This is a genomic window from Lacticaseibacillus nasuensis JCM 17158, assembly GCF_001434705.1.
Taxonomy (GTDB): domain Bacteria; phylum Bacillota; class Bacilli; order Lactobacillales; family Lactobacillaceae; genus Lacticaseibacillus; species Lacticaseibacillus nasuensis.
The window spans coordinates 286,586-307,275 of sequence record NZ_AZDJ01000030.1; the positions used below are offsets into that span (position 1 = coordinate 286,586).

Here is a 20,690-nt window from a genome sequence, read left to right on the forward strand (position 1 = left end):
CGTGCTGTAACCTAAATCATTCGGTAAACAACCGGTAGTCCCGGCGCCGCCACAAGGCCACGATTTGTTCCGCCACCTTGGTGAACACGGCGATCAACAGCGCCAAGTTCGTGAACACCAGCGACAGGTTTGCCGCCGGCGCCCACAGCATGCCGACCACCAGTGGCAAGACCATCACCAGCAACAGCCAGCCGGTGGCCACGAAGTTCAGTTGTTTGAAGCGCTGCATCAAGAGTTTTTCCGTGTCGGCGCCTGGGAACACATTCAACAAGTAGTCCCCGGACTCCTGCAAGCCGCGGGCCAGGCGATCCGGCGCGACGCTGATCAGGCCCAACAGGTAGGTCAAGCCGATGATCAACAGTGCGTACAAGGCGATGCCCGGCCAGCGCGTGAAGGTCAGCTGGTTGACGATGAAGCTGCCGACCGGCGAGTTGGCCTGGTGGAACACCAAGACAATTTCGCGCGGCGTCGCCAGCAAGGCGGCGGCAAACAGGTACGGCAACACGCCGGCAGGAAGCGCCGGCAAGGTCAAGTCGGATTCGCCATAGGTCGACAATAACGTCGCCCGCTCCACCGGCAAGTGCAACACCGCGCGGTTAAAGCGCAGGCTGACCAACACGACGACCAGCCCAAGCACCACGGCGGCGGCAAACAGCGGCCAGCTCCAGTCCTGCAGGCTGCGGCCAAAGCCGGCGCGGAATTCCTGCGGCAGACTCAAAATCAGATTCGGCACGATGAGGATCAACGCGCCGCCGAGGCCGTGGCCGATGTTGGCCGTGGCTAACGCCGCCACCACCAGGCCCCCGGCCACCAGCAACAACACCACCAGCGGCAAGCTGACGTTGACGCCGAACAGCCGCGTCGGCACCAGGTCAAACCGCAGGTAAAACGCGGTGACCAAGGCCTGCAACAAGGCGAATAAGGTGGTGAGGCCGCGTTGAATACGGCCGCGCCGGCGGTCGGACCAGCGCGAGACAAACGGCAGGTCCATCGCCGCAAACGCCTGCCAGCTGAGCATCGCCAGCATAAATGGCCCTAAGCCGAGCGACAACAACGTCGGCCGCGCCACTTGCCCGCCGGTGGTGAGGCTGTACAGCCGCAACAGCGTGCTGTCGGTCAAGGCGTGCGTGCCGCCGGGACCGACGCCTGGCACGGCGAGCTGCTGGCCGAGGATGAACACCAGCAAAACACCCAGGGTGAAGCCGGCTTTTTTGAGTAAATCGAGATGTTTCATGGCCACTCCTTTTGTCGGATCAAGGGAATTGCACGTCGACGGTGCCGTCTTCAGCGACGACCAGCTCCGAGCAATAGAGGTTGCGCGCCACTTGCAGCGCCATGGAATCGCGCATGCGGGCAAACGACCGGCGCGCGGCTTGTTGATACTCCACCACCGCGTCGTGGCCGGCGCGCCGCCGGGTTTGGCCCATCGCCTGCAAGGCCTGCAAGTCGTCCACCTGGTCGATCCACGCGGCGTCTAGCGCCTTTAATACCGCCATGTGCAAGAAGGCCTGCCACTGCGTCGAATCTGGCAACTTGGCGTGTTGCTCATCCAGCTGCGCGCTCATCAGCGTTTGCAAGGTAGCAGCCGGCGTGGCGACTTTTTGCTCGTCCAAGGTGGCGGCGGCAAAGTCGCGGTCGATGTATTGATAGATGAAATCCAACATTCCCGTCATGTCGCCGGCGTCGTGCGTGGCGGCGTAATGCGCCGCCACCCGGCGATTCGTGGCGGCGGCCAGCTCATCGAGGGTCTTCAGGCGCAAAATCCGGTTGCGCGCCGCGTAAACGGCGGTGCGCTGCTCCTGCAAGACGTCGCCGTATTGCTGGGTGTTGAAGCGGTCACGCTGCGCGGCGGCCGTCGCGTTGGCTTGCGCGCGGCGCAAGGCCTGCTTGAAGCGGCCGCGCACCGGTAGCGGGGATTGGTCGTCGGCGTGCGTGGCAACATAGCGCGCCACCCATTTTGGCGCCTGCGCCACCATCACGCGGTCGCTGAGGCTGGCAAACACCCGGGTTTCACCGGGCTCGCCGTTCTGGGCGACGCATTGCTGCAGCTGGACGTCGGCGCGGAGGCTGGATTGGTGGGCCAGAATAATCAAGAGCACCCCACCGAGCTCGGCGACGCCTGGCCCCAACGGAATTGCGGTGCCGCGCCCGGCACTGCCGGTCACTACCGTCACCGCATCGGGTTGACCGGCCGCGCTCAGCAGCACCGCGGCGCGCGCCGCGGCTTGCGTGGCAATCAGCACATGCGGAATCGCAGCATCCAGCAACTGCTGAGCAAAGGTTTGCGCCTGCGCCGGCGAGTCGGCTTGGATCACGACTGGCCGGTGCTGCGCGTGGGCGGTGGCGACGGTTGCTGCCGCGGCGGCAATTGCCGCGCTCACGGTCACGTAAAGCTGATCCGGATTCGTCCTGCGCTGTACGGGTTGCGCGGTGGGGACGCGGAACACGCGCAGGCCGTAGCGCTGGCGCAACTCTCGCGCGCCTAACGCGGCGGTGCCAGCCATGCCGGCCAATTCGTGAAACTGACCGTACAGGTTCTGGTAGGTCACCGCCGCCATCGTCCGCAGCTCCGGGGTTAACGGCAGGTGTTCCTTGGCCTCGATGGCTTGGTGCTGGCCGGCTTGCGCCTGCACGCCGGTGAGCTCACGGCCGGTCGTCGGGTCGATCAACACGACGGCGCCGGCCATCACCAGGTAGTCGCGGTCGCGCTCAAAGGCGTAATGCGCCCGCAGCGCCAAGACCAAGTGGCGATACAACGGCCGCCATTGGTCGCCTAACAGATCCGGCACGCCGAAGAATTTTTGCATCGTTAAAATGCCGGTGGGCGTAAACCAGACACGGCGGTGATCGGCGCTGCGGCTGAAGTCCAGGCCCTCGTCGAGCATCTGCACCATCCGGTTGGCGGTGCCGTAATAATTAGACTGCACCCGCGGCAGGCCGGTGAGCACCAGCGGCGTTTGCGCGTCGTCGAGCAGCAGCGCGTCGGCTTCATCGAGCACGGCAAACCGCAGCGGCGGCAAGAAGCGGTCGGCGGCGTCGCTGGCCAGGTTGTCCAACAGGTAGTCGAAACCCAGCGCGCGGTTGGTGGTGTACACGATGTCCGCGGCGTAAATCGTCGGCTTGTCCACCCCGCCGGCGCGGTTGACGGCGCAGGCGACGGACAGGCCCAAGAAACGATACAAGTCGCCCAAAGCCGCAAAGTCGCGCGCGGCCAAGTAGTCGCTGGCGGTGATCAAGAAGTTACCGTTGCCGGCCAGGCCATGCAAAAACAACGGCATGGTGGCCGCTAACGTCTTGCCTTCCCCGGCGGCGAGGTCGCTGATGCGCCCGTCGGCCATGGCCACCGCCGCCAGAATCTGGTTGGCGCGCGGCGTTTGGTGCAACACGCGCGGCGCGGCAGCGACGACTAAGGCGTAGGCGGTCACCAATGAATCGGCCAGCGACTGGCCGGCGCGCACCTGGTTGCGCAGCGTGGCGCTAGCGGTGCGCAGCTCGGCGTCGGTTTGGTCGGCGAACCGCGTTGCTTCAGCTTGGATGGTTTGGACTAAGCGCCGATAATGGCGCGCCGAATGTGTTCGCATGTTTCCTCCAACTAAAACGGTAAGGCGTGTGACACGGCCAACACGGCCTGCAAGGCGGCCAGCTGGTTGTGCCGGCCGTGGCGAATCAAGTCGCTAAACGGTTTGATGCGATCGACTAACGCGGCGTATTGGGCCTCATCAACAGCCGCCAGCGCCGCCGGCAAGGCCTGTAGCGAATCGACCACCAGCCCGAGCCCGTTGTCCTTGACGTACTGGCCGATGGCACTGTCGGCATAAGTCACGATGGGCAGGCCCAACGACAGGTACAAGCTGAACTTGTGGGACATGCACAGCTTGCTGTAATCGGCGAAGTGGTCGTAACGATCCGCGTCCCAAATCAACCCAAAGCCGTCGTTTAAGGCTAACCCCAGCTCCTCTTGATGGTAGGACCCCAACAGCTCGACGCTGGCCGCCGGTTGCACCGGCAGGTTCGGCTCGCCGTCTGCGGAGCCGTAAACCTTGATGTGCAAGGTCGGGTCGACGTTTTGCAAAAAGCCGGCCTTCCAGTCCACCAGGTTGCCGGCGTAATGTAGCGTGTGGGAAAACTGCGGCGTGCGGTAGGCAATCGGCTGCTGGTACGCCCACGGGCCGCTTGGAATCATGGGAATGTCGACGCCGTCTTGGCGCAGGCGTTCGGCAATGGCCTTGGTGCCGACGATCAAGGCGTCAAAGGACTTGAGAAACTGCAAATTGTTGCTGGCGTCATACCACTGCGGGAAGCGCAGGTATTCGACGTCGTGGACGAAGGCGACGAGCTTGGCCTGCTGGTTGTGCACCAGCTCCACCACCGCCGCTTCGACTTCCGGCACCGCGTAGGTCGGCGTCTGGTAAATCACGACGTCGCCGCGGCGCACGGTGCTGATCATGCCGAGAATCTCCGAGCGCCAATTCTCGTCGTTATAGTTGACGTAACGCGACAAAAACAGCTCGCGAAAACCGATCTCCGCGAGAAAATGCGACACGTCTTGTTTTGGTTTGACCACCGCCTGATCGGTCGGTGCCTGCAAGGGTGAAATGACGTAGTTCATATTTTCCTCCGCATGCCAAGCCGCAAACCCGCCATTTGCGCGCACTTGGCTAGTATCTTTAAGTATAGCATAGCAAGCGTTGACGACAGATTAAGGGTTGGTTACGATACCCAAAACTTGGCGGCGCCGCGCTTTGGTTTCACCGCGCCGCCAAGCCCGGCGCGGCGTGGCGTCAGCCCGGTTTCTGCGTGGATGCGGCGGTGACGTTCTCACGCAAATCTTATCCCCTTTCGGAAAATGTATGGTAGAATGAAAACTGTAAAAAATCTGTTTTGCTTAGGAGGAACCACACTTATGCCATTAGTACACGGCACAGAATTGTTTCAAGCTGCTCGCAAGGGTCACTACGCGATTGGCGCGTTCAACACCAACAACCTCGAATGGACCCGCGCGATCCTGAAGGGCGCTCAAGAACTGAACGTTCCTGTTTTGATCCAAACTTCCATGGGCGCTGCAAAGTACATGGGCGGCTATGAACTGTGCAAGCAGTTGATCGAAGCAACTGTGAAATCGATGGCCATCACTGTTCCAGTAGTCATCCACCTCGACCACGGTGACTTTGAAGCAGCGAAGGAAGCGATTGCCGCTGGTTACAACTCCGTGATGTTCGACGGCCATGATTTGCCGTTCGAAGAAAACGTTGAGAAGACCAAGGAAATCGTTAAGCTTGCGCACAGCAAGGGCATTTCCGTTGAAGCCGAAGTCGGCTCCATCGGTGGTGAAGAAGACGGTGTTGTCGGCGAAGGCGAATTAGCCTCCGTTGAAGAAGCTAAGACGTTAGCTGCCACCGGCATCGACTTCTTAGCTGCCGGCATCGGGAACATCCACGGCCAATACCCAGCCAACTGGAAGGGCCTGCACTTCGACCGTCTGCAAGAAATCGCCGACGCCGTTGACCTGCCACTGGTTCTTCACGGCGGCTCCGGCATTCCGCAAGACCAAGTTGAAAAGGCCATCTCCATGGGTATTTCCAAGTTGAACATCAACACGGAATGCCAGCTGGCCTTTGCCAAGGCGACTCGCGAATACATCCTCGCCGGCAAGGATCAAGAAGGCAAGGGTTACGACCCTCGCAAGCTCCTCGCCCCTGGTACGCAAGCGATCACCGACACCTTCAAGGAAATCTGCGGCTGGATGGGTACTCGTCCGGTTAAGCTGGTTCCTGAAGAAATCTAACTTGCTTAACGAAAACGACCAGCGTTGCTTCGGCAGCGTTGGTCGTTTTTTTCGTGGCTTCATTTCGGCTTTGCGTCAGTCGGTGAGGTTGGATCCGGCGGCTGCGGCTGGCTGCGGCGCAGGTGCACCTTGCCAATGAGTCGCTTGGCGCCTTTTGGAACCTGCTTGACGCCGGTGGTCACGGCTTGCAAGCGGCGGTGGGTCGTCGCCTGCCGCACGGCTTTTTTCGCTTGGCGCTGGGCGGCTTGGGCCGCCAGCAACTCGGCGCTGGCGGCGACGGTCTCGGGGGTGGCGTAGTAGACCTTGACGAACCCCTGCGGCGCAATTTTCGCCCGGGGTTTCGGCACGGTGGCCAACACCACATTCGGTTGAGCGCTGGCGTACTTGATGGCCGGCGCGACCGGCAGCAGCGACCACAGTAATTCGTTGTTGGTCAGCACCTGCTGGGCATCTGCCAGGGGCACCTCGCGCAGGTCCGGCAACGGAAAGTCGTCCTTGTGGTGCTCGTGGTGATCCTCGAGGCTTTGTTTGACCTGGTTGCCCACCACGCCAGAAATCGTGCCTAATGCCGCGATGACATTAGCGCCCCCGCCTAGCACTTTCTTGACATTGCTTGGTGTGATTTTGACCATCTTCATTCCCCCTTTTTGTTCGTTAATTTCATCATAGCATGTTGCCGCGTGATGACGCCGAAAACCACCATCAAGCCGGGGCCCGCGCCACGAAAAAAGACCGGCGCGGCCGGTCTTACTCCAAACGTTGATGCTGATCCGATTCGCAGTGGCGATGCCCCGAGTTGCCGCGGGTCAAGTGCCGCTGGATGCGGCGCAATTGGCGCAGCTGGGTGTCGTCCCACGGATTATTGCGCGTCGGCTGGGTGGACACCCGCGTGTGGGTGTCGCGGTCAAACTCGCGCTGCGAACGGCGAATCTCCTGGCCGAACTCGCGGCTAGAAATCCGCAACGCCCCGCGGGAAAACACGGTCCACTGCTCGGCTTGGTCGCTGGTCACCACCGTCAGTTGATTCAGCGGCGTGTTGTACTCCTGCGCCAGGCGCTCGATGTAACTGTCGGCGGTTTGGTCCTGCTGGGTCCAGACGATGCGCATGTCCCATTGGTCGTATTTTTGCGTAATGCCCGGCACATACATCGCGTCGAACACGACAATCATGTCGGCCTGCTCGTGGGCGCGGTACTCCGCCAGCGTGCGCAAGAGGCTGTCCCGCGCGGCATCGAGGTGCCCGGCCGCCTTCAGCTTGGCCAGTTCCGGCCAGTTGCCGATGACGTTATACGCATCGACAATTAAGATGTGCCGCCTCATTTGACTGCCTCGCGGCTAGTGAAGGCCTGATACATTAAAATTCCGGCGGCGACGCTGGCGTTCAGGCTTTGGACATGGCCGACCATCGGAATGGTTAAAGTCGCATCCATTTGCTTGGCGACGCCGGGGCTAATGCCCTTGCCTTCGTTGCCGATGACCAACGCCACGGCGCCGTGGGCATCCCACTGGCGAAAATCCTGCCCGTTCATTGCCGTGCCGAAGACCCACATGCCGCGGTCCTTCAGCAATTTGATGGTGCTGGTGAGGTTAGTCACCCGGGCCACGGGCACGTGCTCAATGGCACCGGTGGACAGCTTCGCCACCGTCCCGGTCAGCCCCACCGCGCGATGCTTGGGAATGATGATGCCGTGTACGCCCACCGCATCGGCAGTCCGCAGAATGGAGCCCAGGTTGTGCGGATCCTCGAGGTTGTCGAGTACCAGGAAAAACGGGTCCTGGCCGGCCGCTTCGGCGTTAGCAAACAAGTCGTCGATCGTCGCGTAGGCATACGGGGCCATCGCCACGAGGACGCCTTGGTGGTTGCCGCCGTCGCTGAGTAAATCGAGCTTGGTTTTCGGCACGCTAGAAACGAGAATTTTCTTTTTCTTCGCGCTGGCCAGAATTGCTTCGACGGGTTCGCTGGTCAGGCCGCTTTGGACGAACAGCTTGTTGATGGTGCTGGCGCCTTCTTCGCGCAACGCCTCTGCCACCGCGTGCCGGCCGAAAACGAATTCGTCGGCATGTTCATCATCGGTCGGCGCGCTGCGGCGGTCGGTTGGGGCCGTCGACTTCACGCGCTTGGTTGGCTGCAGACGGCGCGCATCCGCGGGTTTGCCGCGGCGATTATTGAGCTTTGATTGTTTGGCCATGGCCAGTTTTTCCTTCCTCGACATACGCGATGCACCAGGCGGCCAACTCCGCCACGCGGGCGGTATTGCCAGCCAGTTTCAAGTAGCCGAACAGCGCCTCGAAGCCGGTGGACACGCGGTAGGTCACGACGTCGGTGTGCTTGGCGTGGGTGTAACTTTTCGCGTTGCGCCCGCGCCGGTAATAGTCCCACTCGGTGTCCGTCAGCAAGGCCGCGGCTTCCATCCCCGAGATCAAGGCGGCTTGCGCCTTGGCGGAAACAAAAGCGGTGGCGGCTTTTTGCAGCTGCGCCGGGCGCACGAGGCCGCGCGCCAACAAGTGCTCGCGGATAAAGACTTCATACACGGCGTCGCCCAGGTAGGCCAAGGCGATGCCGTTCAATTGTTGCGGATCAGTCTGCACGCTTCCACCTCGTTCCTTGTGGCGTGTCTTCCAATGTGATGCCTTGAGCGGCGAGTTGATCGCGAATCGCGTCGCTGGTGGCGAAATCCTTCGCGGCGCGCGCGGCGTTGCGCTTGGCAATCAGGTCCTCGATGTCGGCGGCCAGCAAGCCGGCGCCTTGCAGCGGTACGCCGAAAATTTGCACCCAATCATGCAAGGTGGTCATCATGGCTTGCAGGGAATCGGCGTGCACGGTGTCGCCGGCGATGTAATCGTTGATCAGCTTGCTGAGGTCGTAGACGACGGTGAGGCCGTTGGCGACGTTGATGTCATCATCCATCGCGGCGATGAAGCGGTCTTTCAGCTGAGCCAGCTGCGTGGTGATGGCGGCGTCAGTGCCCGGTTCGGCCGACTGCAGGCGGAAGCCGGCGTTGGTGTAGGCCGTTTGCAGGCGCTCGAGGCTGCGCGCGGCGTCATCCAGCCCGCTTTGCGCGTAGCGAATCGGCTTGCGGTATTGGACGCTGGCCATGAAGAAGCGCAACACCATCGGATCGACGGTCTTCAATAAATCGTGCACCGTGACGAAGTTGCCGAGACTCTTACTCATTTTCTCGTCGTTGTCGCCGACCGTGACGAAGCCGTTGTGCAGCCAGTAGTTGACAAAATGCTTGCCGGTTTTGGCCTCGCTTTGCGCGATTTCGTTCTCGTGGTGCGGGAACTCGAGGTCCGCGCCGCCGCCGTGAATGTCGATGGTGTCGCCGAGGTAATGCGTGCTCATCACGGAGCATTCAATGTGCCACCCCGGCCGGCCGGCGCCCCACGGCGAATCCCAGCTGATTTCGCCGGGCTTGGCCGCCTTCCACAAGGCAAAATCGATGGGATCTTCCTTGCGGGCGGTTTCCGCTTCGGTGACGTGCTGGCTGGCGCCTTGCTCCAGCTCGTCGATGTGCTTGTTGGCCAGTGCGCCGTAATTCTTGGCCTTGCGCGCGCGAAAATACACGTCGCCGGCAGCCGCATACGCGTAACCCTTAGCGACCAACACCTGCACGAAGTCGATGATTTCGGGAATCATTTGGCTGGCGCGGGGGTTGACCGTGGCCGGCTCAATGCCGATGGCGGCGGTGTCTGCCAGGAACGCGTCGATGAAGCGCTGGGCGAGCTCAAGTGGCGCCTCGCCAGATTCATGGGCGGCCTTGATAATCTTGTCGTCGACGTCGGTGAAGTTTGAGACATAGTCGACCTTGTAGCCGCGGTACTCGAAGTAACGGCGAATCGTGTCGAAGGCAATCGCGCTGCGGCCATTGCCGATATGAATGTAGTTATACACCGTCGGGCCGCAGACATACATGTGGATTTCACCGGGCACGATCGGCTTAAAGACCTCTTTTTGGCGGGTCAAAGTATTGTATAGTGTGAGCATTTATCGTCCTTTATTGAACCGTGGTCATCAATATGTTCATGATACGCGATAACGCGGCGAAACGCTAACCTGCCGCGTTCAACACGGCAAGAAACTCGTCGCCGTACTTGTCTAGCTTGTTTTGGCCAATGCCTTTGACCGCCAGCATCGCCACGCGGTCCGTCGGCTTGGAGCTGGCCAGGTCGCGCAACGTCTGGTCCGAGAAAATCATGTATGGCGGCAGGCCCTGCTTCTCGGCCAAGTTGGTGCGCAATTCGCGCAACTGCTGGAACAAGCCGTCGTCCACCGGCAGACTTTGCCGCGCCTTGGCCGCCTGCTTGCGCCGGACGCTGGCTTCGCCGCGCAACACCGCCGCGCCGGTGGCCGTCACGTGCAGCGTCGGGTATTGCCCGGCAGCTGGCTGCAAATAGCCGGCCGCGGTGAGAAAGTCGATGAAGCCGGTGATGTCTTTTTGCCGCCAACTGCTTAACAAGCCATACGTCGGTAAGTCGGCCAGGTGCGACTGGCGGATGCGCTCGTTATTGGCGCCGGCCAAGACGCTGGCGACCACGCCCTTGCCGAAGCGGCTGCGCATGCGCACGACGCAAGACAAGACCTTCTGCGCCGATTCCGTGACGTCGACGTATTCGCGCGTATCGCGGCAATTGCTGCAGCGGCCGCAGGGCTGGCTGGCCTCACCGAAGTAACGCAGAATGAATTGCTGCAAGCATTCGCCGGTGTTGCCGTATTGGCGCATCGTCTCCAGCTTGCTGTATTGTTTTTGCCGGTAATCGTCGTCCCCGTCGCTTTGGTCGATGAAAAAGCGCTGGATCTGCAGGTCCTTCGGCGCAAACAGCAAGATCGCGTCGGAGTCCAGGCCGTCACGGCCGGCACGGCCCGCCTCTTGGTAATAGGACTCGAGGTCGCCGGGGGCCTGGGCGTGAATCACGAAGCGCACGTTACTTTTGTCGATGCCCATGCCAAACGCGTTGGTGGCCACCATGATTGGCTTGCGGTCGAAAAGAAAATCTTCTTGGTTGGCCGCGCGTTCGGCGTCGCTCATCCCGCCGTGGTAATGGGCCACGGTATAGTGGTGCTTCGCCAGCAAATTCGCCAGGCGCTCGACTTCCTTGCGGGTGCTGCAATAAATAATGCCGCTATGATCGGGATTGAGCTTGAGGTACTCCAGCAAATACGTGTCCTTGTCTTGGTCACGCACGACCTGAAAGCTCAGATTGCTACGGGCAAAGCCGGTGCTGACCACGCCGGCGTCGGGAATCGCCAGCCGCGCACAAATATCATCGGCCACGCGGCTCGTCGCCGTGGCGGTCAAGGCAATCACCGCCGGGTGGCTCGGCAGCTGGCCGGCGATGGTTTGCAGATTCAGATAGCTCGGCCGAAAATCGTGGCCCCACTGCGAGATACAGTGCGCCTCATCGATGGCCAGCAACGAAATGTTCAGCTCACCGAGTTGTTGAACGAATTCCGGATTATCGAGGCGCTCCGGTGCCAGGTACAGCAACTTCACCTCACCGGCAGCGGCCATATCGAGGCGGTGCGCCATTTCTTGATACGTGATTGTACTATTGATAAACGTCGCGGCGATGCCATTTTCATTCAGCGCATCGACTTGATCCTTCATTAAGGCAATTAGCGGCGACACCACTACCGTCACGCCAGGCAACAACAGCGCCGGCACCTGATAACACAGCGACTTGCCGCCGCCAGTGGGCATCAGCACCAACGTATTCTCGCCGTTTAAGACACGGTCAATCGCCTTCGCCTGCCCGGGACGAAAGTCATCATAACCGAATTTCTCCTTGAGAATCGTCGTCGCCTGAGAATCCATCACTGATGCCTCCTATTGATTACAAGTTGCGAGCCGGGGCGGGTAAGAAGCGGAGCGTAGGCGCCGCCTAGTGCTTGAAAGGCGGGTTTTGCCTTTCGAGTGCTAGGTGGTCCTACGTGCAGCTTCTTGCCCCGGCGAGCACGATTAAGTTGTGAGCCGGGGCGGGTAAGGGGTGGAGCACAAGCGCCGCCTGGTGCTTGAAGCGCGGTTTTTGCGCTTCGAGTGCCAGGTGGACTTGTGTGCAACCCCTTGCCCCGGCGAGCACGATTAAGCTGCCCGCCCCCGCCAACTAGTCATCATTCCATTTTACGAGTTTTCCCTGGTGATTACCACATCAGGAGATTACGCGTGGCAGGCACATTCCCCCGAGCAATTGTTCCGCCTAAAAACCGGGCAACGCAAAGGGACGATGACTGAGCCATCGTCCCTTGTGGGCAAGCATTACAGTCCGGCTTGGACCTTTTTGATGTTGGCCATGACCTCGTCACGCCCAATTAATTCCATCGTTTCCGCCAGCTGTGGCCCGTGCATGTGCAAGGTCGCGGCGATGCGAATCGGCATGTAGAGCTTGCGGCCCTTGACGCCGGTCGCCACACGCACCTGGTATACGGCTTGGTTGATGAAGTACGCCGACCAGGTTGGCAAGGCGGCAAGGTTCTTGGCCACCGCGTCGATCACCGTTTTGGCGTTGTCGTCGACCAACTCGGCGCGCTCGGCATCGGTGATGTCTGCCCGCTTGTCGAAGAAAATGCTCGACAGGTCGGTGATTTGCGCCGTGTAACTCATTTGCGGAATGTACAGCGAAATCATTTGCCGCGCCCATTCCACGGTCTTCGGATCCGGATCGGCCGGGATGCGGCCGGCTTCGATCAGGTTGTCCAGCGCCAGCGCCGTCAGCAAGTTCGGATCGCTTTGCTTGACGTATTGGTTGTTGACCCACTCGAGCTTCTTTTGGTCGAAGCGCGCCGGCGACTTGCTGAGGCGATGCTCGTCGAAGAGTTTGATGAATTCTTTTTTCGTGAAAATTTCGTCTTCACCCTTCGGCGACCAGCCGAGCAAGGTGATGAAGTTGAACATCGCGTTTGGCAGGTAGCCCAACTCGCGGTATTGCTCGATGAACTGCAAGACGGACTCGTCGCGCTTGGACAGCTTCTTGCCCGTGGCGCCGTTGATGATCAGCGTCATGTGGCCGAACACCGGTGGCTCCCAGCCGAGCGCTTCGTAAATCGCCATTTGCTTCGGGGTGTTGGCGATGTGGTCATCCCCGCGCAGCACGTGGGTGATTTCCATCAAGTGGTCATCGATGACCACGGCAAAGTTGTAGGTCGGCATGCCGTCGCGCTTCATGATGACGAAGTCGCCGCCAATCGTGTTGCCTTCGATGCTGATGTCACCCTTGACGATGTCGTTCCACTCGTAAGTTTTGTCCGTAGGAATGTGGAAGCGAATGACCGGCTCCAACCCCTTGGCCTTGGCCTCAGCGATTTTGGCCTGCTTCTGCTCCTCACTCATGCCTTCATATTCATAAACATAATGTGGCATTTCGTGGTTAGCTTTTTGCGCGGCGCGATCGGCTTCGAGTTCCTCTTCGGTTTTGTAAGACTCGTAGGCCTTGCCTTCCGCCACCAGCTGCTGAATATATTTGTCATAAATCTCGCGGCGTTCCGACTGACGGTACGGACCGAAGTCGCCGCCCTTGTCTGGACCTTCATCCCAATCGATGCCCAGCCAGTGCAGGTTTTCGATTTGACTCTTTTCCCCATCGGCGATGTTGCGCTTAGTATCCGTGTCTTCAATGCGCAACACCATGGTCCCGTTGTTGTGGCGGGCGAACAGGTAGTTAAATAATGCCGTCCGCGCGTTGCCGATGTGTAAATGCCCCGTAGGACTTGGTGCATACCGCACCCGAATTGGTCGCTCTGTCAATCTTGACGCCTCCATATTGAATTAATGCATACAGTGGCTAGTTTAGCATAAAAAAAGCCCAGTTGCGACGCCGGCCGCTAAGCAAAACCCGCTCCACTCGCTACATCGAGACAACGAGTCTTCATGGTTATCCCAGCTTTGGCTCGGCTTGCAGGTAATCAGTTAACGAATGCGTGCCCAATGCCTCCCGCAGTCCCGGGAAACTCGCCCAGTCGAGGCCGGCCTCCGGCAAAGCTGCCGGCGGTGCAGAGGCGTTCAGCCGCGCCAATGCACCAATTTCTTCAGGCAACCATCGTGGATGAATTTTTCTTCCCATCAAAATATGGCGGCGATTGTCAATCAACCCATCTGCCAAGTGGCGTTCACCCAGCCGCCATACACCAAAAACAAACGGCTCAGTCTCTTGATACAACGCCCCCGCTGGTGAGTCGGCTAACAAGGCTTGGTTAAACACCAACTGTAACGCGGCATAGCCGTCGTGAACATACTGATGGGCCTGATCAAAAGCGGCTTTGGCCGCAACCACATGACCGGCAAAGGCTTCACTGTAGGCATTATTGGTGATCAGGCTGAACATAGCCTCGCGATAGCCTGGCGCATCCTGATAAACCTGGAGATCCCGCACTAAGCGCTTGCGTACGATCGCACCAGAAACCGGATCAAGACGAGTGCTGGCCAGCTGCATCTGCAAGATTTCCTGAATCGACAATGCTGAAGCGGCAAGGGCGTAATGCTTCAGCGCAGCGATTTCTGCAGATGTCAGCGCCCAATCCACCCAGCGGCTCAATTTGCGCAAGACCGCTTGGCCAGCCAGAATTTCTGGAGCCGTTAACGGCTTGAAGGACAGATTATTGGACAATTGGGCTTGAAACTCATTTGGCGTCAGCCCCAGTCTGGCCAAGATTGGAATCAGATCCCGTGCTTTTAACTCGCTGGTGCCATTTTCAACGCGAATGGCCTGCCTCGCCGAAAGCACTCCAGTATACAATTCGGCTTGCGTTAAGCCCCTGACCCTGCGCAGTTGTCTGAGCACCTCGCCAATCTCATGTGCCACTTGTGTCACCTCCCCTTCCGCTCTTAGTTTAACCGCTTATCGTGAAGACGAAAAGGGGGACTGACTGATGCTTACTCAAATCCGTCAACTCTATGGCCCGCATCTCAAACTGCTGATTGGGCTACTCGCAACCGGTGCCATCACTAGCCTTGATGGTATCGTTCAACCTTACGTGATTGGCCATTTTACCGATGCCATGGTGGCGCGCAAGCTTTCATTTGGCCTAACGTTACTCGGCGGTTGGGGGCTGGCAACGCTGGTGATTGTCGCCGGTAGTCTTGGTTTTGCTTATACTCGCGGGCAACTGCGTCAAGCCATCAACTTCGACTTGCGCCAACGCATCGCGGCCACCGCCTATGCGCCTGCCCAAACTGCAGTCGGCACCCCCCACTTCACCGCGATGATTTTTAACGAGGTCAAACAAATCGAAACCGGCGTCACCGACTCGTTAGCAATGATTCTGTATTGTCTGTTACAAGGCGGCTTGACATTGGCCTTCATCCTTGGCAGCAATTGGCAGTTGGGACTGCTATTTGTCGCCTTAGGACTGGTGCCGGGGATGATTCCTCACCTGACAACCAACTGGTTACAGCGCAGTACCAGCGATTGGCAGACTGCCAACCAGCAATACACCGATCTACTTGAAGAAACCCTTGCAGCCAGACCACTAGCGCATACTTACCAACTAGAGCAACCTCTGCTCAGTCGGCTATCCACCCAACTTGCACACACCGAACGCGAATATTTTAAAATGAATCTTCACCAATCAATGGCAGGTAACCTGGTCTCACTGCTGTACTCACTCACATTTATTCTGCCCCTCGCAATCGGAGCCTGGTTCATCATGCAGGGCCACTTGACTATTGGTGGCTTGTTAACGCTGAATTCCGCCGCCGATCGCGTGACGTCACCGCTCATCAGCATTGTGCAATACACCAATCAATTGCTTGCGGCCAAGCCACTGCTTATGCAAATCATGCAGGCACCGTCTAACACCCTACCGCCAACAATTGCGCGCACCACCGATGCTGCGCTCATTCAATTCAGCCAAGTTGAATTTGGCTATAATCAGCCCTTAACCACTCCACTCACCTTTACGATTCATTCGGGTGAACGCGTGTTAATCCGCGGCGCCTCCGGCAGTGGCAAATCAACTCTGCTGGCAACACTGGCAGGCGTGTTGCCCAGCCTTGGCGGCGAATTGGCCTTTGGTCTCCCGAATTGGCAGCAGCACGTTGCTGTGGTCGCGCAATCCCCGTTTCTATTCCATGCGAGCCTCCGATTTAACTTGGCACTTGGCCGCCCCATCACCGATCGTGAGCTGATTGATGCCTTGACCGCGGTCGGATTGGCCAGATTTCAAACGCATTTGAATCTCACCCTTGGCACAACTCAGCGCCCGCTTTCCGGCGGGGAACTTAAGCGACTGGAAGTCGCCAGGGCGATTCTTGCTAAGCGACAGGTGTTACTCGTTGATGAGGGGCTAAGTGGTCTCGATGCGGCCAGTGCAACGAAACTTGCTGACTTGTTCTTAGCCTTTCCCGGAACCTTGATTGAGGTTGAACATCATGTCTCGTCTGACCTCATCAACCGCTATGACCGCGTGATTGCGTTGGCACCAAAAACCGAGCCAAAAGCGGCAAATGCTTCTGACTCGGTTAATGCATCCCCGGTCATTCAGTCCTGATGGCCGACTCACTTTTGCGCAGGCCGACCGGCGATTACCGCACCAAGGCAAGCGTAGTTATAGGCTTATTCATCACGTAACGCTTCGTCCCCGCCGGCCCGACGAGCACGACGCAATCACCAGCATCTGCTGTCGGCCACAGGAAATTTACGTGGTCTTTTGGGGACATCGGCATGAAATCGAGCACCGTAATCGGCACGCGCGCCGTGAGCAACTCCCGCATCCGCTTTTCGTTGATCATCGGCGTCGTTTGCTGCCCATCATAGTCGCGGTCGTTGGGCCCGCTGAGGCTATAAATCTGCCAATTGCGCAAGTCGTCGCCGCCCAAGCCGGCCAGCACGTCTGCCACCGGCTGAGCGCCTGCAGGCTGGCAATACACCATCACAAAGCGCGAGTTGATGCGCAGCGTTTGCGCCACATGAATCTCTTCTGGGTGCGCGCTGACCTGCGCGAAAAACGCCTGAAAGTCGTGGCGCGCGGTAAGCGCCCACCACGCTTCGGCCACCAAGGAGCCGGCCACGACCAACCAGCACACAACTGCAAATAGCGACTCGGCAGGCGATCGCAAATACATCGTATCGGGGGCACTCACGGTAAAAACAATGGCCACAATGAGCCATAACACAAGGTTGATGGCGACCGCCACGCGCTTGGTATCGGTGTTGCGCACCAAATAGCGAAATACCCGCGGGTCGCGCAGGCGACGTCTTAACATGGTGACTAACGCTTCGGTGGTGGGTGGCGTTGATTGCGGCATTGACTGCTCCTTTGGTCATGAGATTGGCTGGCCACATAATACCACAGAAAACCCGACTGGCTGGTGCGATTCTTCGTTACCGCGGCGGGCGAATTTTGGTAATTTCTGCCACCACGCGGCGCAGAGCCAGCTCATATTGGCGGGCGACCGCGGCGGCGTTGGCCTCGGCCGCCGTGCCGTGGCGCCGTTGGTAAATCCAGCTCAACGTCCACAAGGTGTGCGTAATCAACTGGGCGCCGGCGCCTTGCACCGTTTTGTCTCGCAGATCGTCCAACCGCGCACTCAACTTGCGCTCCAATTGAAACCGGTACTGGCGAAAACTCGCCACCACCGGCACCCGCAGCTCGGCCAACACCAGGGGTTCGAGCAGCGGTGCCAACCGGAATAACACCCCATCGTGCTTCAACGAATCCTGCAACCACGCCGCTGGCGCTTGCGTGGAATCGGTCACCATGGCCACGAATGCGGTCGCCCACCGATCGTATTCGTGGCGATACAACGCGGCAAATAACTCGGCCTTGCTGGAATAAATGTGCGGTGCGCTGTTGCGGGTAAAGCCAGCCGCCTCGGCAATCGCCGTGTAAGTGACCGCATCATAGGGCTCAGTGAGCAATAATTGGCGGGCGGCTTGCCGCATTGCCTGCCGCCGCTTGCGCTGCGCTTCCTTGGCTAACATGGCGTGCTCCTTTCTGCGAAAAAGCTGGCCCAAGCATACGCACGAAAGCGGTATTCGGCAACTATTTTGATGCCGAAGTGAGATGTGACGCGTGATGCGTCAGATCGCGATGACGGCGTGCTTCAGTTATCCCCAGTGAACGCGACTTAACCGTGATGACAGGGCACACTTTGCTTCCGAAGTTGGGGCTGGTCTTCGATGTGACGCGTGACGCGTCACATTCCGGCAGATTCTCCACCACAGTTGTCCCCAGTCGTTGTGCGTAGCCGGGAAAGCCTGCCGAAATTGCTTGACCTGCTTCCCACTTATCCCCAATCTGACGCGTAACGCGTCACATTCCTGCAGATTCTCCGCCACAGTTGTCCCCAGTAGTTGTGCGTATCCGGTAAAGCCTGCCGAATTGCTTGACCTGCTTCCCACTTATCCCCAATCTGACGCGTGACGCGTCACATTCCGGCAGATTCTCCGCCACAGTTTTCCCCAGTAGTTGTGCGTATCCGGTAAAGCCTGCCGAAATTGCTTGACCTACTTCCCACTTATCCCCAATCCGACGCGTGAAGCGTCAGATCGCTGAGGTGGCAGCTTCAGTTTTTTTCCCCCCCGTAACCTAACTATGATGACAGCACACAATTTGCTTCCGAACTCGAGACTTGTCCTCGATGTGACGCGTGACGCGTCACATTCTGGCAAATTCTCCTCATAGTTATCCTCAGTTGTTGTGAGTGTCCAGTAAAGCCTACCGAAATTGCTTGACCTCCTTCGCAGTTATCCCCAATCCGACGCGTGACGCGTCGGACTTGTCCCAATTTTCCTCCGCCACTTGCCAGTATCTGTGGGTAACCACTGAATCATCGCGGCTTAACTTGATTTGCTTTTGTATTTTATCCATGAGAGACTAGCACCGAGTTCAACAATAATGAAAGGCGTACCTGCCCGCGGACTGACAAAAGTCGCGGACGGATCAGGGTGTGATAAATGCGACTAAATCCACGCATGACCATTGTGCTCAAGGTCCTTTATTCAATTCTCGGTATCGGCACGGCCTTAATCTTTTTCCTCAACGGTGTCATCAGCGCCTTTGGGTTTGATGCCGTGACCAGTGTAGAATTTGTGACGGGCGCCAAAGGGCTTTACGTGATCAATACACTGATTGGCCTCTTGCTGCTGGGCGTGGTTAGCCTCGGCATCTTTAACCGCCGCCGGTCGCTTCAAATCTCGTCCTTGCTACTGGTGCTACTTGTTATCGCCGGTTACGCAATTGACCAGGTTGGCCCGAGCTTTAGCGGTTTGGCCATTGTCACGGTGGTCCTCGCGTTGTGGACAAGTTACTCCCGCGCTTAACCAAAGATTGGCAACAAGTTACGGCGTTGGTTGGGGCCTTCCAATCAACGCCTTTTTTGTCTCCTTGTGGATCCCGCCATCGCTACCCATACACCAGTAAGCAATGTTTCCAATCGGCATCACCCGCCCAACGTTGCAGTGCGACCATTTCCCCGGATTTGACGCACGACGCGTCAGATTCTGGCAAAAATCGCCTCACCATTCTCCCTAGTTGCTAGGCGTAAGCCATGAATCATCCACAACTCGTGTGCGTGCTTTCCTCCTTATCCTCAATCTGACGCACAACGCGTCACATCTCGGTATACTTCCCAACGGATCATCCCCAGGAGGTGTGGATCACCGCCGCAAAATTATCACAATCTAGCAACTAACCCCCGATCTGACGCGTCACGCGTCACATCCCCGGTCCACACAAAAAGCGCCGACCTTCGCCGGCGCCAATCTCGATCCAAAAAATTATTTACGTTTTCCTCGCGGCTTGTTGCCAGAAGCATTGCCCTTTGGCGCGGCCGATTCCTTGCCGGTCGGCTCAGGCTTCTCGCGCAGCGACCGCGTTTGGTGCGCCGGCTTGGCAAAGATCATCCGGCCCGCCGCTGTTTGCAAGGCACTTGTCACCACGACCTGCAGCGGCTGGTTCATGTAAAACTGGCCTTCTTCGACGACGACCATGGTCCCGTCTTCCAAGTATGCGACGCCTTGCTGCCGCTCGGTGCCGGCCTTGATCACGGTGACGGTCATGCCTTCGCCAGGCAAGACCTCCGGCTTTAGCGCGTTGGCCAGCTCGTTAATGTTTAGCACCGGCACGTTTTGAAACTGGGCGACCTTGTTGAGGTTATAGTCATTGGTCATGACGGTAGCGTCGAGCAGCTTGGCCAACTTCAAGAGCTTGCTGTCGACTTCGGTCATGTCCTCGAAGTCCCCGTCGTACATTTCGACTTGGATCTCCGGGTCTTCCTTCATGGCGTTCAAAATATCCAGCCCGCGCCGGCCGCGCCCGCGCTTCAAGGCGTCGGCCGAATCGGAAATCAGCTGCAGCTCGTGCACGACAAACGTCGGCACCATCAGCGTCCCTTCGATGAAGCCCGTTTTGGCGATGGCCTGCACCCGCCCGTCGATGATGACGGAGGTGTCGAGCAGCTTGTACTTGCGGAAATTATCATCAGCGCGCCGCTCCAACATGTCCCCGGCCACCGGGACCTCCTTGCTTTTGGTGCGGGCCCCCAGCAGCTTGCGCCACTCGTCGCGCCGCGTGGTGCCGACGCGAAAGCCAAGGTAGCCAAACAAAATCATGAGAATAATCGGTAGCAACGGACTCCACGGCCGCGGAAAATTATACAGTGGAATCGAAATAATGGCAGCTAACAATAAGCCAATGATGGTCGCGAGACTACCGAACAGCAAATAACTCGGCGATTGATTGGTTAAAAAAGTTTCCGCTTGTTTTAACCGGGCCATGATCCAGCCGGCAGCCAGCTCCGCCAACGCCAGGAAAATCACGACGCCAATCAGGCCATCGACCAGCGGATTGTTCAGCCAGGCGATGCCGCTCATGTTCAACAAATCCCACAGCGCAGGCATGGCGCCGAGCCCGAACCCGATGCCGATAAAAGCGAAAATCAATAAAATCACTCGTTTTTGCATAGTGTCC

At 58.6% G+C, this 20,690-nt stretch carries 17 protein-coding genes; 3 read left to right on the forward strand and 14 right to left on the reverse strand.

All coding sequences use genetic code 11. From position 1 onward, the window contains the following. Positions 1–16: 16 nt before the first annotated feature. From FD02_RS08700 to FD02_RS08710, 3 genes are read right to left on the reverse strand one after another with little or no spacing between them, the layout of a single operon-like run. Positions 17–1,234: a hypothetical protein gene (locus tag FD02_RS08700; protein ID WP_056951787.1), complete on the reverse strand. Its 1,218-nt coding sequence runs from the start codon at positions 1,232–1,234 to the stop codon at positions 17–19. A gap of 19 nt (positions 1,235–1,253) precedes the next feature. Beyond that, positions 1,254–3,581, reverse strand: coding sequence for a preprotein translocase subunit SecA (locus tag FD02_RS08705; RefSeq protein ID WP_056951788.1), 2,328 nt, complete (start codon positions 3,579–3,581; stop codon positions 1,254–1,256). An 11-nt stretch (positions 3,582–3,592) separates the two neighbouring features. Continuing rightward, the gene (locus tag FD02_RS08710) at positions 3,593–4,609 is read right to left on the reverse strand and encodes a glycosyltransferase (RefSeq protein ID WP_056951789.1); all 1,017 of its coding nucleotides are present in this window, start codon (positions 4,607–4,609) and stop codon (positions 3,593–3,595) included. Between the two features lie 294 nt (positions 4,610–4,903). On the opposite strand from FD02_RS08710, the gene fba reads away from it, so the two are divergent. Then, positions 4,904–5,785, forward strand: coding sequence for a class II fructose-1,6-bisphosphate aldolase (gene fba, locus FD02_RS08715; RefSeq protein WP_054723114.1), 882 nt, complete (start codon positions 4,904–4,906; stop codon positions 5,783–5,785). A 59-nt stretch (positions 5,786–5,844) separates the two neighbouring features. Here the strand turns inward: fba and FD02_RS08720 are convergent, their stop codons facing one another. The 8 genes from FD02_RS08720 to FD02_RS08755 form a co-directional block, all read right to left on the reverse strand. Continuing rightward, positions 5,845–6,423: a hypothetical protein gene (locus FD02_RS08720; protein ID WP_235806704.1), complete on the reverse strand. Its 579-nt coding sequence runs from the start codon at positions 6,421–6,423 to the stop codon at positions 5,845–5,847. A 109-nt stretch (positions 6,424–6,532) separates the two neighbouring features. Then, a complete protein-coding gene (locus FD02_RS08725) occupies positions 6,533–7,105 on the reverse strand; it encodes an NYN domain-containing protein (protein ID WP_054723116.1) in 573 nt (190 codons plus the stop codon). Beyond that, positions 7,102–7,974, reverse strand: coding sequence for a 23S rRNA (guanosine(2251)-2'-O)-methyltransferase RlmB (rlmB, locus tag FD02_RS08730; RefSeq protein ID WP_082603367.1), 873 nt, complete (start codon positions 7,972–7,974; stop codon positions 7,102–7,104). Before rlmB ends, FD02_RS08725 begins: the two co-directional genes overlap by 4 nt. Continuing rightward, the gene (locus FD02_RS08735) at positions 7,949–8,374 is read right to left on the reverse strand and encodes a Mini-ribonuclease 3 (RefSeq protein ID WP_056951794.1); all 426 of its coding nucleotides are present in this window, start codon (positions 8,372–8,374) and stop codon (positions 7,949–7,951) included. Before FD02_RS08735 ends, rlmB begins: the two co-directional genes overlap by 26 nt. After that, complete coding sequence (gene cysS / locus FD02_RS08740) at positions 8,364–9,773, reverse strand: cysteine--tRNA ligase (protein WP_056951796.1); 1,410 nt, start codon at positions 9,771–9,773, stop codon at positions 8,364–8,366. Before cysS ends, FD02_RS08735 begins: the two co-directional genes overlap by 11 nt. A 64-nt stretch (positions 9,774–9,837) precedes the next feature. After that, positions 9,838–11,601 (reverse strand): DNA helicase RecQ, encoded by a 1,764-nt coding sequence (recQ, locus tag FD02_RS08745; protein ID WP_420805085.1) that lies wholly within the window; start codon positions 11,599–11,601, stop codon positions 9,838–9,840. A 441-nt stretch (positions 11,602–12,042) separates the two neighbouring features. After that, complete coding sequence (gene gltX / locus FD02_RS08750; protein WP_056951800.1) at positions 12,043–13,527, reverse strand: glutamate--tRNA ligase; 1,485 nt, start codon at positions 13,525–13,527, stop codon at positions 12,043–12,045. A 127-nt stretch (positions 13,528–13,654) separates the two neighbouring features. Beyond that, positions 13,655–14,581 (reverse strand): helix-turn-helix domain-containing protein, encoded by a 927-nt coding sequence (locus FD02_RS08755; RefSeq protein ID WP_056951801.1) that lies wholly within the window; start codon positions 14,579–14,581, stop codon positions 13,655–13,657. 67 nt (positions 14,582–14,648) lie between these two features. Between FD02_RS08755 and FD02_RS08760 the strand changes: the two genes are divergently transcribed. Then, complete coding sequence (locus FD02_RS08760) at positions 14,649–16,268, forward strand: ATP-binding cassette domain-containing protein (protein ID WP_056951803.1); 1,620 nt, start codon at positions 14,649–14,651, stop codon at positions 16,266–16,268. Between the two features lie 34 nt (positions 16,269–16,302). On the opposite strand, the gene FD02_RS08765 is transcribed toward FD02_RS08760, so the two are convergent. Beyond that, positions 16,303–17,025: a hypothetical protein gene (locus FD02_RS08765; protein ID WP_054723121.1), complete on the reverse strand. Its 723-nt coding sequence runs from the start codon at positions 17,023–17,025 to the stop codon at positions 16,303–16,305. A gap of 76 nt (positions 17,026–17,101) precedes the next feature. Further along, a complete protein-coding gene (locus FD02_RS08770; protein ID WP_054723122.1) occupies positions 17,102–17,701 on the reverse strand; it encodes a TetR/AcrR family transcriptional regulator in 600 nt (199 codons plus the stop codon). A 975-nt stretch (positions 17,702–18,676) separates the two neighbouring features. On the opposite strand from FD02_RS08770, the gene FD02_RS08775 reads away from it, so the two are divergent. Continuing rightward, positions 18,677–19,042: a hypothetical protein gene (locus tag FD02_RS08775; protein WP_156408283.1), complete on the forward strand. Its 366-nt coding sequence runs from the start codon at positions 18,677–18,679 to the stop codon at positions 19,040–19,042. A 456-nt stretch (positions 19,043–19,498) separates the two neighbouring features. On the opposite strand, the gene FD02_RS08780 is transcribed toward FD02_RS08775, so the two are convergent. Then, positions 19,499–20,683: a PIN/TRAM domain-containing protein gene (locus tag FD02_RS08780; protein ID WP_056951807.1), complete on the reverse strand. Its 1,185-nt coding sequence runs from the start codon at positions 20,681–20,683 to the stop codon at positions 19,499–19,501. Positions 20,684–20,690: the final 7 nt, after the last annotated feature.

What these genes read in the sequence shown, in the direction of transcription:
- FD02_RS08710 (WP_056951789.1), bottom strand. Translation starts at nt 4,609, where the DNA reads ATGAACTACGTCATTTCACCCTTGCAGGCACCGACCGATCAGGCGGTG.
- FD02_RS08765 (WP_054723121.1), bottom strand. Translation starts at nt 17,025, where the DNA reads ATGCCGCAATCAACGCCACCCACCACCGAAGCGTTAGTCACCATGTTA.
- recQ (WP_420805085.1), bottom strand. Translation starts at nt 11,601, where the DNA reads ATGGATTCTCAGGCGACGACGATTCTCAAGGAGAAATTCGGTTATGAT.
- fba (WP_054723114.1), top strand. Translation starts at nt 4,904, where the DNA reads ATGCCATTAGTACACGGCACAGAATTGTTTCAAGCTGCTCGCAAGGGT.
- FD02_RS08775 (WP_156408283.1), top strand. Translation starts at nt 18,677, where the DNA reads ATGCGACTAAATCCACGCATGACCATTGTGCTCAAGGTCCTTTATTCA.
- FD02_RS08705 (WP_056951788.1), bottom strand. Translation starts at nt 3,581, where the DNA reads ATGCGAACACATTCGGCGCGCCATTATCGGCGCTTAGTCCAAACCATC.
- cysS (WP_056951796.1), bottom strand. Translation starts at nt 9,773, where the DNA reads ATGCTCACACTATACAATACTTTGACCCGCCAAAAAGAGGTCTTTAAG.
- FD02_RS08700 (WP_056951787.1), bottom strand. Translation starts at nt 1,234, where the DNA reads ATGAAACATCTCGATTTACTCAAAAAAGCCGGCTTCACCCTGGGTGTT.
- FD02_RS08725 (WP_054723116.1), bottom strand. Translation starts at nt 7,105, where the DNA reads ATGAGGCGGCACATCTTAATTGTCGATGCGTATAACGTCATCGGCAAC.
- FD02_RS08760 (WP_056951803.1), top strand. Translation starts at nt 14,649, where the DNA reads ATGCTTACTCAAATCCGTCAACTCTATGGCCCGCATCTCAAACTGCTG.
- FD02_RS08720 (WP_235806704.1), bottom strand. Translation starts at nt 6,423, where the DNA reads ATGAAGATGGTCAAAATCACACCAAGCAATGTCAAGAAAGTGCTAGGC.
- FD02_RS08770 (WP_054723122.1), bottom strand. Translation starts at nt 17,701, where the DNA reads ATGTTAGCCAAGGAAGCGCAGCGCAAGCGGCGGCAGGCAATGCGGCAA.
- FD02_RS08780 (WP_056951807.1), bottom strand. Translation starts at nt 20,683, where the DNA reads ATGCAAAAACGAGTGATTTTATTGATTTTCGCTTTTATCGGCATCGGG.
- rlmB (WP_082603367.1), bottom strand. Translation starts at nt 7,974, where the DNA reads ATGGCCAAACAATCAAAGCTCAATAATCGCCGCGGCAAACCCGCGGAT.